Origin of the sequence: Undibacterium sp. Tian12W, assembly GCF_049339405.1 — a bacterium.
Classification (GTDB): Bacteria; Pseudomonadota; Gammaproteobacteria; order Burkholderiales; family Burkholderiaceae_D; genus Undibacterium.
Window position 1 is genome coordinate 15459 of sequence record NZ_JBMPPK010000006.1, and the last position, 17965, is coordinate 33423.

The 17965-nt window shown below is 49.1% G+C and carries 20 protein-coding genes; 19 read left to right on the plus strand and 1 reads right to left on the minus strand.

Features of this window, described 5'->3' with window-relative positions; genetic code table 11:
- Window positions 1-134: 134 nt before the first annotated feature.
- Window positions 135-449 carry a hypothetical protein gene (locus tag ACO0LI_RS08845; protein WP_423032308.1) on the plus strand — a complete coding sequence of 105 codons (315 nt, stop codon included), beginning with the start codon at window positions 135-137 and terminating at the stop codon, window positions 447-449.
- Window positions 450-605: 156 nt separating this feature from the next.
- Window positions 606-944, plus strand: coding sequence for a hypothetical protein (locus tag ACO0LI_RS08850; RefSeq protein WP_422952619.1), 339 nt, complete (start codon window positions 606-608; stop codon window positions 942-944).
- 55 nt (window positions 945-999) lie between these two features.
- Here the strand turns inward: ACO0LI_RS08850 and ACO0LI_RS08855 are convergent, their stop codons facing one another.
- Complete coding sequence (locus tag ACO0LI_RS08855) at window positions 1000-1446, minus strand: Lrp/AsnC family transcriptional regulator (protein WP_423032309.1); 447 nt, start codon at window positions 1444-1446, stop codon at window positions 1000-1002.
- Between the two features lie 172 nt (window positions 1447-1618).
- Between ACO0LI_RS08855 and ACO0LI_RS08860 the strand changes: the two genes are divergently transcribed.
- From ACO0LI_RS08860 to ACO0LI_RS08940, 17 genes are all read left to right on the plus strand, one after another.
- The gene (locus ACO0LI_RS08860) at window positions 1619-2710 is read left to right on the plus strand and encodes a saccharopine dehydrogenase C-terminal domain-containing protein (RefSeq protein ID WP_422952620.1); all 1092 of its coding nucleotides are present in this window, start codon (window positions 1619-1621) and stop codon (window positions 2708-2710) included.
- Window positions 2711-2859: 149 nt separating this feature from the next.
- The gene (locus ACO0LI_RS08865) at window positions 2860-4371 is read left to right on the plus strand and encodes an aldehyde dehydrogenase family protein (protein ID WP_423032310.1); all 1512 of its coding nucleotides are present in this window, start codon (window positions 2860-2862) and stop codon (window positions 4369-4371) included.
- 136 nt (window positions 4372-4507) lie between these two features.
- Entirely contained in the window at window positions 4508-4804 is a 297-nt protein-coding gene (locus ACO0LI_RS08870; RefSeq protein WP_423032311.1) for a helix-hairpin-helix domain-containing protein, read from the plus strand.
- 102 nt (window positions 4805-4906) lie between these two features.
- Complete coding sequence (iscR, locus tag ACO0LI_RS08875) at window positions 4907-5389, plus strand: Fe-S cluster assembly transcriptional regulator IscR (protein WP_422970744.1); 483 nt, start codon at window positions 4907-4909, stop codon at window positions 5387-5389.
- A gap of 16 nt (window positions 5390-5405) precedes the next feature.
- Window positions 5406-6659 (plus strand): IscS subfamily cysteine desulfurase, encoded by a 1254-nt coding sequence (locus tag ACO0LI_RS08880; protein ID WP_423032312.1) that lies wholly within the window; start codon window positions 5406-5408, stop codon window positions 6657-6659.
- A 70-nt stretch (window positions 6660-6729) separates the two neighbouring features.
- Entirely contained in the window at window positions 6730-7125 is a 396-nt protein-coding gene (gene iscU / locus ACO0LI_RS08885) for a Fe-S cluster assembly scaffold IscU (RefSeq protein WP_423032313.1), read from the plus strand.
- Between the two features lie 68 nt (window positions 7126-7193).
- A complete protein-coding gene (gene iscA / locus ACO0LI_RS08890; protein WP_110253627.1) occupies window positions 7194-7517 on the plus strand; it encodes an iron-sulfur cluster assembly protein IscA in 324 nt (107 codons plus the stop codon).
- An 11-nt stretch (window positions 7518-7528) separates the two neighbouring features.
- Window positions 7529-8032: a Fe-S protein assembly co-chaperone HscB gene (hscB, locus tag ACO0LI_RS08895; RefSeq protein ID WP_422970741.1), complete on the plus strand. Its 504-nt coding sequence runs from the start codon at window positions 7529-7531 to the stop codon at window positions 8030-8032.
- A gap of 71 nt (window positions 8033-8103) precedes the next feature.
- Window positions 8104-9969, plus strand: coding sequence for a Fe-S protein assembly chaperone HscA (hscA, locus tag ACO0LI_RS08900; RefSeq protein ID WP_422952627.1), 1866 nt, complete (start codon window positions 8104-8106; stop codon window positions 9967-9969).
- A gap of 65 nt (window positions 9970-10034) precedes the next feature.
- Window positions 10035-10373, plus strand: a complete 339-nt coding sequence (gene fdx / locus ACO0LI_RS08905) for an ISC system 2Fe-2S type ferredoxin (RefSeq protein ID WP_422952628.1) — start codon at window positions 10035-10037, stop codon at window positions 10371-10373.
- 45 nt (window positions 10374-10418) lie between these two features.
- The gene (iscX, locus tag ACO0LI_RS08910; RefSeq protein WP_422952629.1) at window positions 10419-10613 is read left to right on the plus strand and encodes a Fe-S cluster assembly protein IscX; all 195 of its coding nucleotides are present in this window, start codon (window positions 10419-10421) and stop codon (window positions 10611-10613) included.
- Window positions 10614-10878: 265 nt separating this feature from the next.
- Window positions 10879-12492, plus strand: coding sequence for a sensor histidine kinase (locus ACO0LI_RS08915; protein ID WP_422952630.1), 1614 nt, complete (start codon window positions 10879-10881; stop codon window positions 12490-12492).
- A gap of 143 nt (window positions 12493-12635) precedes the next feature.
- Complete coding sequence (locus ACO0LI_RS08920) at window positions 12636-13430, plus strand: thymidylate synthase (RefSeq protein ID WP_422952631.1); 795 nt, start codon at window positions 12636-12638, stop codon at window positions 13428-13430.
- Between the two features lie 17 nt (window positions 13431-13447).
- Entirely contained in the window at window positions 13448-13930 is a 483-nt protein-coding gene (locus ACO0LI_RS08925; RefSeq protein WP_423032314.1) for a dihydrofolate reductase, read from the plus strand.
- A 7-nt stretch (window positions 13931-13937) separates the two neighbouring features.
- Complete coding sequence (locus tag ACO0LI_RS08930; RefSeq protein ID WP_422952703.1) at window positions 13938-14507, plus strand: DUF4337 domain-containing protein; 570 nt, start codon at window positions 13938-13940, stop codon at window positions 14505-14507.
- 20 nt (window positions 14508-14527) lie between these two features.
- On the plus strand, window positions 14528-15316 hold the full coding sequence (locus ACO0LI_RS08935; RefSeq protein WP_422952633.1) for a MipA/OmpV family protein: 789 nt from the start codon (window positions 14528-14530) through the stop codon (window positions 15314-15316).
- 326 nt (window positions 15317-15642) lie between these two features.
- Window positions 15643-17913 carry an Orn/Lys/Arg decarboxylase N-terminal domain-containing protein gene (locus ACO0LI_RS08940; RefSeq protein WP_422952634.1) on the plus strand — a complete coding sequence of 757 codons (2271 nt, stop codon included), beginning with the start codon at window positions 15643-15645 and terminating at the stop codon, window positions 17911-17913.
- Window positions 17914-17965 lie beyond the last annotated feature (52 nt).

The window sequence follows — 17965 nt, forward strand, 5'->3', positions numbered from 1 at the left end:
CTTCACTGCTCATGTTTCAATTCTTGAATTTCATCCCTTACTTTCTGCATTTCATCGCAAACGCATGGCAGACAGGGGGCAGCTTGCTTAAAGTGCTCACATCGCAAGAACAAATGAAAACCAGGGAGAAAAAAATGAACATCATTAAGAAAAGCAATTTAACACTCTTAACCATTTGCGTATTTGCTGCTACCATAGTGCCAGTGGCCACATATATTAATAGACTTGCTGTAAAAACAAGTATCCCCACAGTCACAATAACAGCGCAAAGACTGACAGAAGAGCAAAAGATAGCTTTTGATATCGAACAGACTGGCAATACGATGCAAACCGTCTTCATTGCGGCTAAACGCCTCAGCGCAGAAGAAAAATTCGCTTTTGACCAGCTCGACAGACAGACTCAACAGGCAAAAGTGCGCGTACACAAGAAACCGCAATTGCTTGTCTAAGCCCTGCTATCCAAAAGATGCACTTTTGCAAAAATGAGCATAAAGTCACTCACCGCATTTAGCACATTTGCCATGTTGCCTGGTTTGTAATGATGAGTGATATTTGTTTTGATATTTGTTTTGATATACGCAGCACTTATTAATTTGCAGGCAATCATGTTAAAAAAATCCATCTTCCTGTGTTTGCTGTCTTCCACTTTGCTGGCTGGCATTGCCTTTTCGCAGGATTTTATGTTTGCGCCTTCCATTCCGACTCAACATGATGAGCAAGACAAGACGACAGAGATAATGCAGGAAGCGCCGGCACAGACACCGGCAGCACCGGCACCTTTGCAACTAGACCGTAGCGGGGTCGATCGCGCATCAGTACACTTGCAAATACTGCAGCAATCGAACCAGCGTTTTTCTGACAATGCACAAACAGCTCCTGCGCCCACCAAGAAAACAGCTTCAGATGATAAAAAATCTCAAGCCAAGTCAGCGAGTAGTACTTAATACTTCCTGTACAACCCGGATTTCATCGTGACATCCGGGGTTCCATCGCAAGCGGCTACAGTGCACCGCGGTCTATCCTCTTGCTCAGTATGATTGAGGTTGAAGTCTGCCTGACCCCATCCAGAGCACCTATCTGATCAAGTAGTTTATCCAGCGTTTCTGTATTACTGCACCGTAAGGTCAGCATATAGTCAATAGCACCACTGACTGCGCATAGCGTCTCAGTTTCTGGTAATTGCTGCAGATATTTGATCAGGCCTGCAGCATAACGCGCCTCCACCGACAAGCCTACATAAGCACGGACAGCAGGCTGCACCATTTTTTGATTCAACTTTAAACCATAGCCGGCAATGACACCGCGCTTCTCCAGCGCTGCTATACGGGCGATGACTGTCGTCCGCGCTATGCCTACCGATTTGGCGATGCTGGTCACGGGCAAGCGGGCATTGTCCATGAGCAAGGCCAGGATTTTGTCATCTATATCATCAAGATCAGGTTTCATGTCGTCATTATGTCCAATTATTTAGTCATATTATCTCGCAAATACACAATATGACGATAACTTTGCTGCTATTAACTGACAAAACTAAGCCCTAGACTTCCATATCAATCTTACATTTTCCTTTTCGTAAGAAACGACTACAAACCACAACAATCAGATAACGGAGACTATGATGGCAACTAAATTAATTCTTTTGGGCGCAGGCAAAATCGGCGATGCGATCCTCAATTTGCTGTCCCATACTGGCGATTACCATATCACCGTTGCAGACCGCGACCCGGAACGCCTGAAATATGTAGAACAGGCTGGCTTCCCTAACACCCGCATCGTACAGGCTGACCTTGGCGACAAAGCAGCAGTGACAGAGTTGATACGCGGCCATAAAGTCACCATGTCTGCCTGCCCTTACTTTTTGACGCCCATCATTGCTGGCGCCGCACGTGAAGCCAACTCGCATTATTTTGATTTGACTGAAGACGTGGAAAGCACACGCATCGTCAAACAACTGGCCGAAGGTGCTGATTGTGCCTTTGTTCCACAATGCGGTCTGGCGCCAGGCTTTATTTCCATCGTGGCCAATGATGTAGCCAAGCGTTTTGAAACCTTGCGTGATGTCAGCATGCGCGTCGGCGCCCTGCCCACCTTCCCTAATAATGCATTGAAATACAACCTAACCTGGAGCACTGACGGCCTGATCAATGAATATTGCAACCCATGCGAAGCGATTGTTGATGGTCAACTGCGCGAAACCGCAGCACTGGAAGAAATCGAGCATTTCTCTCTCGATGGCATAGATTACGAGGCTTTCAATACTTCCGGCGGCCTGGGTACTTTGTGCGAAAGTCTGGAAGGTAAAGTGCAAAACCTGAATTACAAAACCGTGCGCTACCCTGGTCACCGTGATATCGTCAAAGTGTTGATACGCGACCTGCAACTGGGCAAACTGGAGCGTCGTCCAATTTTGAAAGAAGTCATGGAAACAGCGATACCCATGACCAAACAAGACGTGGTACTGGTGTTTGTCAGCGTCGTTGGCATGCGTGATGGCCGCCTGGAGCAAGAATCCTATGCCAAGAAAATCTATGCGCAACAAGTCAATGGTCAACTATTGTCCGCCATACAATTGACAACAGCCTCCGGCATTTGCGCCATGGTTGATCTGGTGGTGACAGGTAAATTGCCTCAACATGGCCTGGTACGTCAGGAACAAGCTGTACTGGCTGATTTCCTGGCCAATCGCTTTGGTCAATACTACTCCGCGTAATCAGAGGCGATGCAGCACTGGGCACAAGATTGCTGCCAGCGCTACAATATAGACACTGGCATTAAACCCATCCAATAAACGAATCCATTAACGAAGGCAGGCTTTCCAAAAGAAAGCCTGCCTTTATAAAACATACCGAGGCAAACAAGATGGAAAACACCACTTTGCAAGCAATCCTGAAAGAGCTTGATATCAATTTGAGCGATTATCAGGGTAGCGACATACACAGCATTTCCCCTATAGATGGCAAAAACCTGGCCAGCCTGCGTGCCCATACAGCAACAGAAGTCAAACAGCGAGTAGATCGCGCCCATGCCGCATTTTTACAATGGCGCAACGTGCCAGCACCACGTCGCGGTGAACTGGTACGCCTGTTTGGTGAAGAATTGCGCACGCACAAACTGGCACTGGGTCAGCTGGTAACGCTGGAAGCGGGCAAAATCCTGCAAGAAGGCCTGGGCGAAGTACAGGAAATGATCGATATCTGCGATTTCGCCGTTGGCCTGTCGCGCCAGTTGTATGGCCTGACTATCGCCTCTGAGCGTCCTGGTCATCGCATGATGGAACAATGGCATCCGATTGGCGTGGTTGGCGTGATCTCGGCTTTTAATTTCCCGGTCGCCGTCTGGGCCTGGAATGCAGCACTGGCCTTTGTCTGCGGCAACAGCGTGACCTGGAAACCATCTGAAAAAACGCCCTTGACAGCCATCGCTACGCACGCCCTGTTCATGAAGGCAGTCGCCCGCTTTGGCAGCGATGCCCCTGCTGGTCTGGCAGAATTGATCATAGGTGGACGCGATACTGGCGCACAAATGGTAGAAGACAAGCGCATCGCCCTGGTCAGCGCCACTGGCAGCACACGCATGGGCCGCCAGGTCGCCGAAGTCTGCGCCAAGCGCCTGACGCGCACCATACTTGAACTCGGCGGCAATAACGCCATGATCGTTGCTCCTAGTGCAGACCTGGAAATGGCTGTTCGTGCCATCACCTTTTCTGCAGTAGGTACTGCCGGACAGCGCTGCACCACCCTGCGCCGCCTGTTCGTGCATGACAGTATTTATGACACACTGGTGCCACGCCTGAAGAAAATCTACGCAGGTCTGCCTGTCGGCAACCCTCTGGAAAAGACGACTCTGGTTGGCCCCTTGATCGATGCCGGTTCTTTCGATGCCATGCAAAGCGCGCTGGCAATTGCCAAATCAGAGCAAGGCCAAGTATTTGGCGGTGAACGCAAAGTTGTCGCTGGCTATGAAAATGGTTTTTATGTCAGCCCGGCCCTGGTAGAAATGCCAGCCCAGACGGCATCCATGCACCATGAAACCTTTGCGCCTATCATGTACATCGTACGTTATAGCGATTTACAGCAAGCGATCAGTTTGAATAATGAAGTGCCGCAAGGCTTGTCGTCTTCGATCTTCACGACAGATATGCGCGAAGCTGAGACCTTTGTTTCTGCTGCTGGCAGCGACTGCGGTATTGCCAATGTCAATATCGGCCCTTCTGGCGCAGAAATTGGTGGTGCATTTGGTGGTGAAAAAGAAACTGGCGGTGGCCGTGAATCTGGTTCTGATGCATGGAAAGCTTATATGCGTCGCACTACAAATACCTTCAATTACAGCAACTCATTGCCCTTAGCACAAGGCATCAGCTTTGATATTTGATGTAATATTTGATCCAGATCAAATTGATTAGTTTTAAGAAGACCGCCTTTTGGCGGTCTTTGACTTTATAGGAACAGAAATTAGTTTTAAAATTTCATCTTCAGCGACCCAAGCAGCCAGAAGAATAAAAAGACTTATGAAAAAAGCACTCACTTGCAAGGATATCAAACAGTTGGAGCAACTGCCAAATGTCGGCAAGGCGACGGTGGCTGACTTGCACCTGCTGGGAATTACCGAGCCAAAGCAACTCAAGGGACGCAATCCCTACCAGATGTATGATGAACTTTGTGCGCTGACCAAAGTCAGGCATGACCCCTGTGTCTACGACGTTTTCATTTCCATAGTAAAATTCATGGATGGCGAACCACCTCAGGCTTGGTGGCATTACACAGCAGAGCGCAAAGCTCATCTGGCATCACCCTCCTCACTATAAGCCTATTCCTGACAAGATTACTCAAGTTTGCTATACTTGACTAAAATGCTCAACAACTCAGGGCATTCAGCTTTTTCTTGCGTGGAGTATCCCGGAGTAACTATGCGACTGACCACCAAAGGACGTTTTGCCGTGACGGCAATGATAGACCTGGCCCTGCGCCAGGATAAAGGGCCTGTAACCCTGGCTGGCATTAGCCAGCGTCAGGACATTTCCCTGTCCTATCTTGAGCAATTGTTTGGAAAACTGCGTCGCCATGAAATCGTTGAATCCGTGCGTGGACCTGGCGGCGGCTATAATCTTGCCCGCAAGGCACAGAATGTCACCGTTGCCGATATTATCATCGCAGTTGATGAGCCTCTTGATGCAACGCAATGCGGTGGCAAGGGCAATTGTCATGGCAGCGACCATGAAAATGGCCTGCACTGCATGACGCACGACCTGTGGGCGACGCTGAACGCCAAAATGGTCGATTACCTGGATTCTGTTTCACTCCAGGATTTGGTCAATCAGCAAAGACAGAAAGCATCAGAAAATCATGTTGTCGTCATGCATCATGTGCATGCCAGCCACATTGCCTCTTGAATATTTGGAGTTTTGAATGAACGCCCCTTTGGAACAAAGCCTGCTGGACACACTGAAGTCACCACACTTTCCTATTTACATGGATTATTCGGCGACGACGCCAGTTGATCCTCGTGTTGCTGACAAGATGATTCCCTTCCTGCGTGCGCAGTACGGCAATCCGGCTTCGCGCAGCCATATGTATGGCTGGGATGCAGAAAAAGCGGTGGAAGATGCGCGTGCGCAAGTGGCAAATCTGGTCAATGCTGATCCGCGTGAAATCATCTGGACTTCCGGTGCGACAGAAAGCAATAACCTGGCGCTCAAGGGTGCAGCAAACTTCTACAAGTCCAAGGGCAAGCACATCATCACAGTAAAAACCGAGCACAAGGCTGTGCTGGATACCGTGCGTGAACTGGAGCGTCAGGGTTTTGAAGCTACCTACCTGCAGCCAGGTGATAATGGACTGATCACCATAGAACAATTAAAAGAAGCCATACGTCCAGATACCATCCTGGTATCGGTGATGTGGGTCAATAATGAGATTGGCGTGATACAGCCTATCGCTGAAATTGGCGAACTGTGCCGCGAAAAAGGTATTGTTTTCCATTCCGATGCTGCCCAGGCAACTGGCAAGGTGCATATCGATCTGGAAAACACCAAGGTTGATCTGGTCTCTTTCTCTGCCCACAAATCCTATGGCCCGAAAGGCATAGGCGCTCTGTATATTCGCCGTAAACCACGCGTACGCCTGGAAGCACAGATGCACGGTGGTGGTCATGAACGCGGTTTCCGTTCTGGCACGCTGGCGCCTCACCAGATCGCCGGTATGGGCGAAGCCTTCCGTATCGCCAAAGAAGAAATGGAAAGCGAACTAGCGCATGTACGCGCCATGCGTGACCGTCTGGCAAAAGGCTTGCAAGAAATTGAAGAAACTTATGTCAATGGCGACATGGAGCACCGTGTACCGCACAACCTGAATGTCAGCTTCAACTATGTTGAAGGCGAATCCCTGATCATGGCGATCAAGGATATCGCAGTATCATCCGGCTCTGCGTGTACCTCTGCCAGCCTGGAACCTTCTTATGTATTGCGCGCACTGGGCCGTAGCGATGAACTGGCGCACAGCTCGATACGTTTTACCATAGGCCGCTTTACGACAGAAGAAGATATCGACTTTACGATAGACCTGTTGAAAACCAAGGTTGCCAAGTTGCGTGAATTGTCACCGCTCTGGGATATGTACAAGGACGGCATTGATATCTCCACTATCCAGTGGGCTGCGCATTAATTCAATTTGAATGCGTATTTGAACAAGCGTATTTAAGAAACGCATTTAAGAAACATCAAGGAGCATCAAAATGGCTTACTCTGAAAAAGTTTTAGATCACTACGAAAACCCCCGCAATGTCGGCGCTTTTGAAAAAGGCGATGACACCGTAGGTACAGGCATGGTCGGTGCACCTGCTTGTGGCGACGTCATGAAATTGCAAATCAAGGTGGGCGCTGATGGCGTCATCCAGGATGCAAAATTCAAGACTTATGGTTGCGGCTCTGCGATTGCCTCCTCTTCCCTGGTGACTGAATGGGTCAAGGGCAAGACACTGGACCAGGCACTGGAAATCAAGAACACGGCTATTGCTGAAGAGCTGGCGCTGCCACCAGTCAAGATCCACTGCTCCATCCTAGCGGAAGATGCGATCAAGGCTGCTGTACTGGATTACAAAAACAAGCACAGCGCTGAACAAATCGTCTGAAATTAGCTTCAAGATTCGTTTCAAAAAAAGCAACGGCAAAAGTTTAGTAGCAAAAAACTGGAATAAATATGGCTATCACACTCACAGAAAAAGCGGCAAAACATGTGACCCGTTATATGGAACGTCGCGGCAAAGGCATAGGCCTGCGCTTTGGGGTACGTACAACCGGCTGCTCGGGCATGGCCTACAAGCTTGAGTATGTGGATGAAGTCGGCAACGACGATCAGATTTTTGAATCCCATGGTGTCAAGGTATTTGTCGATCCAAAAAGCCTGCCTTACATCGACGGCACTGAACTGGATTTTGCGCGCGAAGGCTTGAACGAAGGCTTTAAATTCTACAATCCCAACGTCAAGGACGAATGTGGCTGTGGCGAAAGCTTCAGGATTTAAGGCTGGTGCAGATGCAGAATCATTTTGAGCTGTTTCAGTTGCCGCAGCAGTTTGCGCTTGATCAGGGACAATTGGATGCAGCTTACCGCGAAGTGCAAAATCGCGTACATCCGGACAAGTTCGTGCAAGCCAGCGAAGCTGAAAAACGCGTTGCCATGCAATGGGCAACGCGAGCCAATGAAGCCTACCAGACGCTGAAGAAACCTTTGAAGCGCGCCCGCTATTTATGTGAATTGCAGGGCGTGGATTTACAGACAGAATCCAATACCTCCATGCCTGGTGCATTTTTAATGCAGCAGATGGAATGGCGCGAATCCTTTGATGACGCGCGCAAGGATAATAATCAGGCTGCGCTACTGAGACTGGAGCGCGAGTTGAACAGCGCCATGAGAACACAGTTACACGCTGTGGGAGATTCGCTTGACCAGAATAATTTTCAGGATGCGGCGTTGCAAATCCGCACCTGCATGTTCCTGGAAAAATTCATTGCGGATATCGCTGCTCTCGAAGAGTAATTTCGAATAACCCGGCAAATCTGTCACTGCTGATTTGCCCTTTTTTGGATGTCAAGTCATCCCACCTCATCATGGCATTACTGCAGATTTCTGAACCTGGCATGTCCACAGCTCCACACCAGCACAGGTTGGCAGTAGGCATAGATCTGGGCACCACCAACTCTCTGGTTGCAACCGTACGCAATAGTATCCCTGAAGTGCTGAACGATGAAGAGGGTCGCCCGCTGCTGCCTTCAGTAGTGCGCTATCTGCCGAATGGTCATGCGCATATAGGTTTCAAGGCACAGGCAGAACAAAGCAATGACCCCAGGAATACCATAGCCTCAGTCAAGCGCTTCATGGGTCGCGGCTTGAAAGACATCGCTTACGCTGAAAACCTGCCCTATGATTTTCATGATGAACCTGGCATGGTGCAGATCAAGACTGTGGCCGGCATCAAGAGCCCAGTAGAAGTGTCGGCGCAAATTCTGGCAACCCTGCGGCAGCAGGCAGAAGACGCGCTGGGCGATGACCTGGTTGGCGCCGTCATTACCGTCCCTGCCTATTTTGATGATGCACAAAGACAAGCAACCAAGGATGCCGCCAAACTGGCTGGCCTGAACGTCTTGCGCTTATTGAATGAGCCTACCGCCGCGGCAATTGCCTACGGCCTGGACAATTCTTCAGAAGGCATCTATGCCGTCTATGATCTTGGTGGCGGTACCTTTGATATTTCCATCTTAAAAATGAGCAAGGGTGTATTTGAAGTATTGTCTACCGGCGGCGACTCTGCCCTCGGTGGCGATGATTTTGATCACCGACTGTTTTGCTGGATCTTGCAAGAATCCAAATTACCGCCCTTGTCTGATGAAGATACCAGTGCACTGATGATCAAAGCGCGCGAAGCCAAGGAAATATTATCCAGCAAGCCCAGCACTTTTATTGATGCCAAACTCAATTCTGGTGAGTCCGTGCACTTGCAAATCAGTGCAGCAGCATTTGCCGAGATGACGCAAAACCTGGTGGTAAAAACCACGACGCCTTGCCGCAAAGCCCTGCGCGATGCTGGCCTCACTGTAGATGATATCGATGGTGTGGTACTGGTAGGCGGCGCTACGCGCATGCCGCATGTACGCAAGGCTGTTGGTGAATTCTTCCAGACCACGCCACTGGCCAATATTGATCCCGACAAAGTGGTAGCTCTGGGTGCTGCAATACAAGCCAACCTGCTGGCGGGCAATCGTGCCCCTGGTGATGACTGGCTGCTGCTGGATGTGATTCCTCTGTCATTGGGTGTGGAAACCATGGGTGGTCTGGCTGAAAAAGTCATCCCGCGCAATTCCACCATCCCCTGCGCACGCGCGCAAGAATTCACCACTTTCAAGGATGGACAAACTGCCATGGCCATTCATGTTGTGCAGGGCGAACGTGAACTGGTCAGCGAATGCCGCTCACTGGCACGCTTTGAGTTGCGTGGCATCCCTCCCATGGCTGCAGGTGCTGCGCGTATACGCATTACTTACCAGGTCGATGCTGATGGTTTGCTTTCAGTTTCAGCACGCGAACTGCGCTCTGGTGTGGAAGCAGCGATCACTGTCAAACCATCATATGGCCTGGCCGATGATGAGATTACACGCATGCTGCAAGACTCGTTCACCTCGGCAGATGCCGATATGCAAGAACGCGCATTGCGTGAAGAAGTCGTCGAAGCCGAACGTATTTTATTGGCAACCCAGTCGGCCCTAAATGGCGACGCCCAATTACTCAGCGACGCCGAGCAAACACAAATCAAGATGTTGATGGACCAGGTCGCCAGCCTCAAAAATGGCAAAGACCATCAGCTACTGCATGATGCGATAACCGCACTCGCTGATGGGACGGAAGAATTTGCCGCCCGCCGCATGGACCAAAGCGTGCGCAGTGCACTGGCCGGAAAAAAACTCGACGAGATTGTCTGAGCAACATCAGACATCGTTACAGACAGCGCCCATATATATTGAAATAGCCAGATTACGAGAACAACATGCCACAAATTATTGTCTTGCCCCACCCTCAGCTTTGCCCAGAAGGAACAGTCATTGATGCACCAGAAGGCAAATCGCTGTGCGAGGCTTTGGTCGAAAGTGATGTCGAAATCGAGCATGCCTGCGAAATGTCTTGTGCCTGCACCACTTGCCACGTTGTCGTGCGCGAAGGTTTTAATTCCTTGAATGAATCTACTGACGATGAAGAAGATTTGCTGGACGCCGCCTGGGGTCTGGAAGCAACTTCACGCCTTTCTTGCCAGGTCAAACTGGGCAAACAGGACATCACCATAGAAATTCCTAAATACACCATCAATCACGCACGCGAAAATCACTAATACTGATTTCCCCCGTCGTTGGCATAGTCAGAAGTGGAGCACATCATGAAATGGACTGATACCTTCAGAATCGCCGAAGCACTCTACGATAAATTCCCTGATATTGATCCACTGACAGTACGATTCACTGACCTGCACAACTGGATCGTCGATCTGGGAGAGTTTGATGATGACCACACGCGAGGGGGTGAAAAAGTATTGGAAGCAATACAGATGGCATGGGTAGAAGAAAGCAAATAACCTTTTCTTCTGCTTTCGTAATTTACATATCTTAGATACAACTCTTGCGCAACAATTTGTCCTTTTTTGGACAATTGAACACACTGAGTAAGCACTCAAGAATCATATCTTGCCGAAACGCAAAAAACCTTTTAGTATTTTAAAATTGTTTGTGCGATCATCAAGCATGGTTGTCCATGCCTGATCTGTATATGAATGTCTGGTGGAAATGTATGATGTTCCGTCTGACTATATCTTCCGGGAAGTGTTGCACAAGGACCTCGCAATGCAGTTTCGACATCTTTTATCCGCACTACGCCGCCGAATCACGCTAAGACTGGCGATTATTCTGGCTGTTGTATTCGGATTAACCGTCCCGGCTGCCATCCTCATCCCTTATCACCTGCACACCATAGAAACTGCGGCACAGCTCAGGAATGCCGAAGATCACAATCGCCTGGTCGAAATTCTCTCCGTTATCCTGAGCGAACCCCTGTGGCAGATCACGCCCGAGATTGCCAATATCTCCAGCGAAGTGGTGTATTCCGATCCCAGGGTGGCAACCATAGAAGTGATTACCCTGCCCGACCGCAAAGAATTCATCAAGAACGATACCCGCAAGCAAACTCAAAAAGGACCGTTCACCAGCATGGTCAGGGAAATCAAGCACGGTGGTCAGGTGATAGGCCAGGTCAGGCTGACACTGGCAGAAGACCTGCTGCAAGAGAGTCTGGCATCCGACTTCCGTCGTTATGTCACGACCGCTGTGCTTTCGCTGATACTGGCTATTATATTTATCCTGGTGGTATTGCAATGGCGTCTGGTACAACCAGTAAGAATACTGATGGGCGAGTCGGACAGACTGGCAAATGGCGAACTGAATGACCCTATTGCCCTGAACCGCGAAGATGAACTGGGTCACCTGGCAACCAGTCTCGAAGCCACCCGCCAGGCTTTGCAAAGATCATTTGGTGAACTGGAAATCAAGAATCAACAATTGCTTGAATACTCAGGCACACTGGAATCCAAGGTCCGTCAGCGCACTCAGGAACTGGAAACAGTCAACCAGAACCTGGAAGCCGCCCTGAATAATGTGAATTCAGCGCAGGCAGAACTGGCAAGGGTAGAACGCATGGCAGCACTGGGCTCTATGGTGGCAGGCGTAGCACATGAATTAAATACCCCGCTGGGCAATTGCCTGCTGGTTGCTAGCACCCTTGAAGAAGAAACCCGCAACCTGGTCAGAATGGTCGAAGAAGGCAAAATGAAGCGTTCTGACCTGACACGCTATGCAACCACAGCTGTAGATTCCACCAAATTGCTATTACGAGGATTGCAACAGTCTGCCCATCTGGTTGGTGACTTCAAACAGGTAGCCGTTGATCAGTCCAGCGCCCAGCGCCGGCAATTTGCCCTGCTGGTCATGCTGCAAGAACTCACTGCCCTGCTGCACTCGAGCTTGCGCAAAACTCCTTTCACGCTGGAACTTGATATTCCTGGTGAAATACAGCTAGACAGCTACCCAGGTTTGTTAGGTCAAGTGTTCACCAATCTGGTCAATAATGCAGTCGCTCATGGTCTCGAAGGACGTGAAGAAGGTCATATGCGCTGCACTGCGACGCAACAGGGTGACCACGTCATTATTATTTTTGAAGACAATGGCAAGGGTATCTCAGCAGAAATCATTAACAGAATATTCGAACCCTTCTTTACCACCAAGTTTGGTCAGGGTGGCAGCGGCCTGGGTCTGAGTATTACTTTCAACATCATCTCCAATGTACTCGGCGGCACTATCCATGCAAGCAGCATAGTCGATCAGGGCACCCGGTTTGAAATCAAATTGCCGCTGGTAGCACCCGGCGAACCGGAATCCAGCAACCCCCTGTTGAGCAAACGCTAAACCAATTAGACCGGATCTCAAAAAGCTGGCTCATTGCCTCAACTGAGTCAGTCTCTCTACAATCTCCAAGTGTTTTTTCCTGCCCTAAGGTATACTGCCGCCTTAGATAAGATAGCAACTAACATAGCAATTTATTAAGCACCATGCACCAATACCTTGACTTCATGCGCCATGTGAAAGAACACGGCACCCAAAAAACGGACAGAACCGGCACTGGCACAGTGTCAGTCTTTGGCTATCAGATGCGCTTTGACCTGAGCAAGGGCTTTCCATTGGTAACCACCAAGAAGCTGCACCTGAAGTCTATCGTGCATGAACTGATCTGGTTTCTGGCAGGCTCCACCAATATCAAATACCTGACAGACAATGGCGTCTCTATCTGGAATGAATGGGCAGATACCAATGGTGATCTTGGTCCGGTTTATGGTTCACAATGGCGCAACTGGCCTACACCGTCCGGCGAACACATAGACCAGATCAAGCAAGTCATAGAACAGATACGCAATAATCCTGACTCACGCCGACTTATCGTCTCTGCCTGGAATGTTGCTGACATCCCGCAAATGAAGCTGCCACCATGTCACATGATGTTCCAGTTCTACGTCGCTGACGGCAAATTATCTTGCCAGTTGTATCAGCGCAGTGCCGATATCTTTCTGGGTGTGCCTTTCAATATCGCATCCTATGCCTTGTTGACCCATATGGTGGCGCAACAAACAGGTCTGGAAGTTGGTGATTTTATCTGGACCGGTGGTGACTGCCACTTGTATTCCAATCACATGGACCAAGTTAACGAACAATTATCACGTAGCACTTTGCCATTGGGTCAATTGATTATCAAACGCAAACCTGAATCCATCTTTGATTATCAGTTTGAGGATTTTGAGTTTGCCAATTACCAATTCCACTCTGCAATCAAAGCACCTGTTGCTGTTTAAACTCTGGATTCATGAGCATGTCATCTTTAAGTATTATTGTTGCAACCGACTCCAGACTGGGCATAGGCATAGATAATAAGCTGCCCTGGCATTTGCCTGAGGATCTTGCCCACTTTAAGCGGACCACCACTGGTCACGCCATTATCATGGGCAGGAAAACCTTTGAATCCATAGGTCGGGCGTTGCCAAACAGGCGCAATATTGTAGTCACGCGTAATCATGACTGGCAGCATGCGGGCGTAGAAACTGCGGCATCACTTGATGCCGCCCACGCTTTGCTGAATGATGATCTGGCCTACATTATTGGCGGTGCCGAGATTTATCAGCAAAGCCTGGATCTGGCCAATGAACTGATCGTGACTGAGATACAACAGGAATTTGCATGTGATGCTTTTTTCCCTGCCATCGATCCACTACTATGGAAAGAGACAGGAAGAGAAAAACATTACTCCGAAGCAAGTAATTTACATTTTGCATTTGTCACTTATAAAAAGATTTAGGATTACTATGTCAGGACACGGTTTTCACGTACACGGACCACATGACCATGAATTGGAACATGCGGCTCACAGCAATGACGATTTCGCTAGCAAAATTGCAGTAATGACTGCCATTATGGCAACTGTAGGTGCTTTGTTTGGTTATGAAGGTGGTGCGACACAAAATGATGCAGCCATGCACAAGAATGATTCAGCCATTAAAAAGACAGAAGCATCGAACCAATGGAATTTTTATCAGTCAAAATCGAGCAAGCAAAACCTGGCGGAATTGGCAATGGTTATTCCTGGCGCTGATACTGCAAAATACAAGGCAGAAGTAGAGCGTTACAAGCTAGAAAAAGAAGAAATCAAGAAAAAAGCAGAAGCATTGGAAGAAGAAAGCAAAGCTTGGGAAAAAAAATCTGAGGAAGCGCTGCATCAACATCATCGCTGGGCGCAGGCCATGACTGCAGTGCAAATTGCCATTTCGCTGGCAGCAATTACCTTGCTGACGAAGAAAAAATGGCTGCAATATGCTTCCTATGGTGTAGCTGGCGTTGGTGTTGTATTGGCGGGGCTCGCCTGGCTGCACAAATAAAATAGAATGAGAAAAAAATAATGAAAAAAATACTGGGTATCACATTATTGGCGATAGCGTGCTCAGCAGGAGCACAGACCTCGCAATTTGTGCAACTGGTTCCCACTAGCTACCTGCCCAAGGATGTGAATTTCTCTCTGGGTGCTGTTGCGCTAAGTATGCCCAAATATACAGGCTCCGATGAGCGCCGTCTGGCTGCTTATCCCATGTTTGATGCACAATGGAAAAACGGTGCTTTCTTCAGTGCTGTGAATGGCCTGGGCTATAATTTCTCCAAGGATGCAAGCCTGCAATATGGTTTGCGCATGTCTCTGGAAGCTGCCCGTGATGAATCGCGCTCCGGCAAGCTGCATGGCCTGGGCGACGTCAACACTGCCATTGAACCAGGTGCATTCCTGAATTTCAATCTGGATCAAAATTTCTCTCTGGCCTCGTCCGTACGCTATGGTTCTGGCCTGGATCACAATGGGGTACAAGTCAGCTTTGGCGCGCGCGCCACTACTTTATTGAGTCCACAACATAGATTGTCTGCCAGCATAGGGGCAAACTGGGTTAATTCTGCCTATATGCAGTCTTACTATGGCGTGACTGCTGCGCAATCTGTAGCTAGTGGTTATGCGCAGTACACCCCATCGTCAGGCATTTCAGATATCAAACTGGGTGCCAGTTGGCATTGGAATATTGATAGCAACTGGTCATTGACAACCGGTGCATCCATCAGCCACCTGAATGGTGATGCCGGCAGAAGCCCGTTTGTCTTCCAAAAAAATCCCGTCACAATCTTTTCTGCCGCAAGTTATCGCTTCTGACAATTATCTTAGCAATTCTTGCCAGGACAAAAGAGTGCTTATATGAGCACTCTTTTTTACTTTTGCTTGACTGAGTAAGCAGGTCGAACTGAGGATTTATTGAATAAAATTCATCCTGAAACGTGTTTCACAATGCAAGATACGGCACAACAACTGCTTTGATGACAATCAGATGAAATTTTGCATTTTCCAACCAAAAACAGCGATTTTTTCACATCAGCCCCCACATATCTGAGAGAATTCGCTTCTTTGAATTTTCGGCGCGCAAGCGGTTGATTTAACTTGCCCAGGCGTCTCCCTTGTAACAAGCTTTTTTGGAGACCTCCATGAAATTCCGCTTCCCCATCGTCATCATCGACGAAGACTTCCGTTCTGAAAACACTTCTGGCCTTGGCATACGCGCGCTTGCTGACGCAATAGAAACCGAAGGCATGGAAGTACTGGGTGTGACCAGCTATGGTGACTTATCCCAGTTTGCCCAGCAACAATCGCGTGCGTCGGCCTTCATCCTGTCGATTGACGATGAAGAGTTCGGTGACGGCACCGATGAAGAAACAGATTACGCGTTGAAGTCCCTGCGTGCCTTCGTAGAAGAAATTCGCTACAAGAATGCGGACATCCCAATTTACCTGTACGGTGAAACCCGCACTTCCCGCCATATCCCGAATGATATCCTGCGCGAATTGCACGGTTTCATTCACATGTTTGAAGATACGCCAGAGTTCGTGGCACGTCATATCATCCGTGAAGCACGTTCTTACCTGGATGGCCTGGCACCGCCGTTTTTCCGCGCGCTGGTGCATTATGCCAATGATGGTTCCTACTCCTGGCATTGCCCGGGTCACTCAGGCGGCGTGGCTTTCCTTAAGTCACCGATAGGCCAGATGTTCCACCAGTTCTTTGGTGAAAACATGTTGCGTGCCGACGTGTGTAATGCCGTAGAAGAGCTGGGGCAATTGCTTGATCATACCGGTCCGGTCGCCGCGTCCGAACGCAATGCCGCACGCATTTTCAATGCAGATCATTGCTACTTCGTGACCAATGGCACCTCGACATCCAACAAAATGGTCTGGCATTCCACGGTTGCACCTGGCGATATCGTCGTGGTCGATCGTAACTGCCATAAATCCATCCTGCATTCCATCATCATGTGTGGTGCGATACCGGTTTTCCTGATGCCTACAAGGAATCACCTTGGTATCATCGGCCCTATCCCGCTGGAAGAATTCAGCATGGAAAGCATACAGAAGAAGATAGAAGCCAATCCTTTTGCCCGCGAAGCCAAAAACAAGAAACCACGTATCCTGACCATCACGCAATCGACTTACGACGGCGTGCTGTACAACGTCGAAGTATTGAAAGACTTGCTGGATGGTGAGATCGACACCCTGCACTTTGACGAAGCCTGGTTGCCACATGCGACTTTCCATGACTTTTATAAAGACATGCACGCCATCGGCAAGGACAGGCCACGTGCCAAAAAATCGATGATTTTCTCGACTCAGTCCACGCATAAACTGCTGGCTGGCATTTCACAGGCATCACAAATTCTGGTACGTGAATCCGAAACACGCAAACTGGACCGCGACAGCTTCAACGAAGCCTATCTGATGCATACTTCGACATCGCCTCAGTATTCGATTATTGCATCTTGCGATATCGCAGCAGCCATGATGGAAGCACCTGGCGGCACGGCACTGGTAGAAGAATCCATCCTCGAAGCACTGGACTTCCGCCGCGCCATGCGCAAGGTAGATCAGGAATGGGGCAAAGACTGGTGGTTCCAGGTCTGGGGGCCGGAAGAATTCGCAGCAGATGGCATAGGTTCGCGCGAAGACTGGATGATACGTGCTGAAGATGACTGGCATGGCTTTGGCAAACTGGCACCAGGCTTCAATATGCTCGACCCGATCAAAGCGACTATCGTCACACCTGGCCTGTCACTGGAAGGCAAATTTGGTGAAACAGGCATTCCTGCCTCTATCGTTACCAAATACCTGGCTGAGCATGGCGTTATCGTTGAAAAATGCGGTCTGTACTCATTCTTCATCATGTTCACTATCGGCATTACCAAAGGCCGCTGGAACACTTTGCTGACAGCCTTGCAACAATTCAAGGACGATTACGACAAGAATCAGCCTATGTGGCGCATTTTGCCCGAGTTTGCAGCCGCCAACCCACGCTATGAAGGCGTGGGCCTGAAAGACCTGTGCCAGGGCATACATGAAGCCTACAAAGGTCATGACGTTGCACGTCTGACGACAGAGATGTATTTGTCTGACATGCAACCAGCGATGAAACCATCTGACGCCTTTGCCATGATGGCGCACCGTGAAACTGAGCGAGTATCGATAGATGAACTCGAAGGCCGCGTCACGGCAATTCTGTTGACGCCTTATCCTCCAGGTATTCCATTGTTGATTCCTGGCGAACGCTTCAATCAGACTATTGTTGATTACTTGCGTTTCGTGCGTGATTTCAATGAAAAATTCCCTGGCTTTGAAACTGATTGCCATGGTCTGGTCAAAGCAGAAATCGATGGCAAACGTGGCTATTTTGTAGATTGCGTCAAATCCACAGCAGAAAGCGGTAAATAAGGCATCATCAAAAAACCTTAGTCTTTAGTCCTTACAGAGCACTTATTGCCAT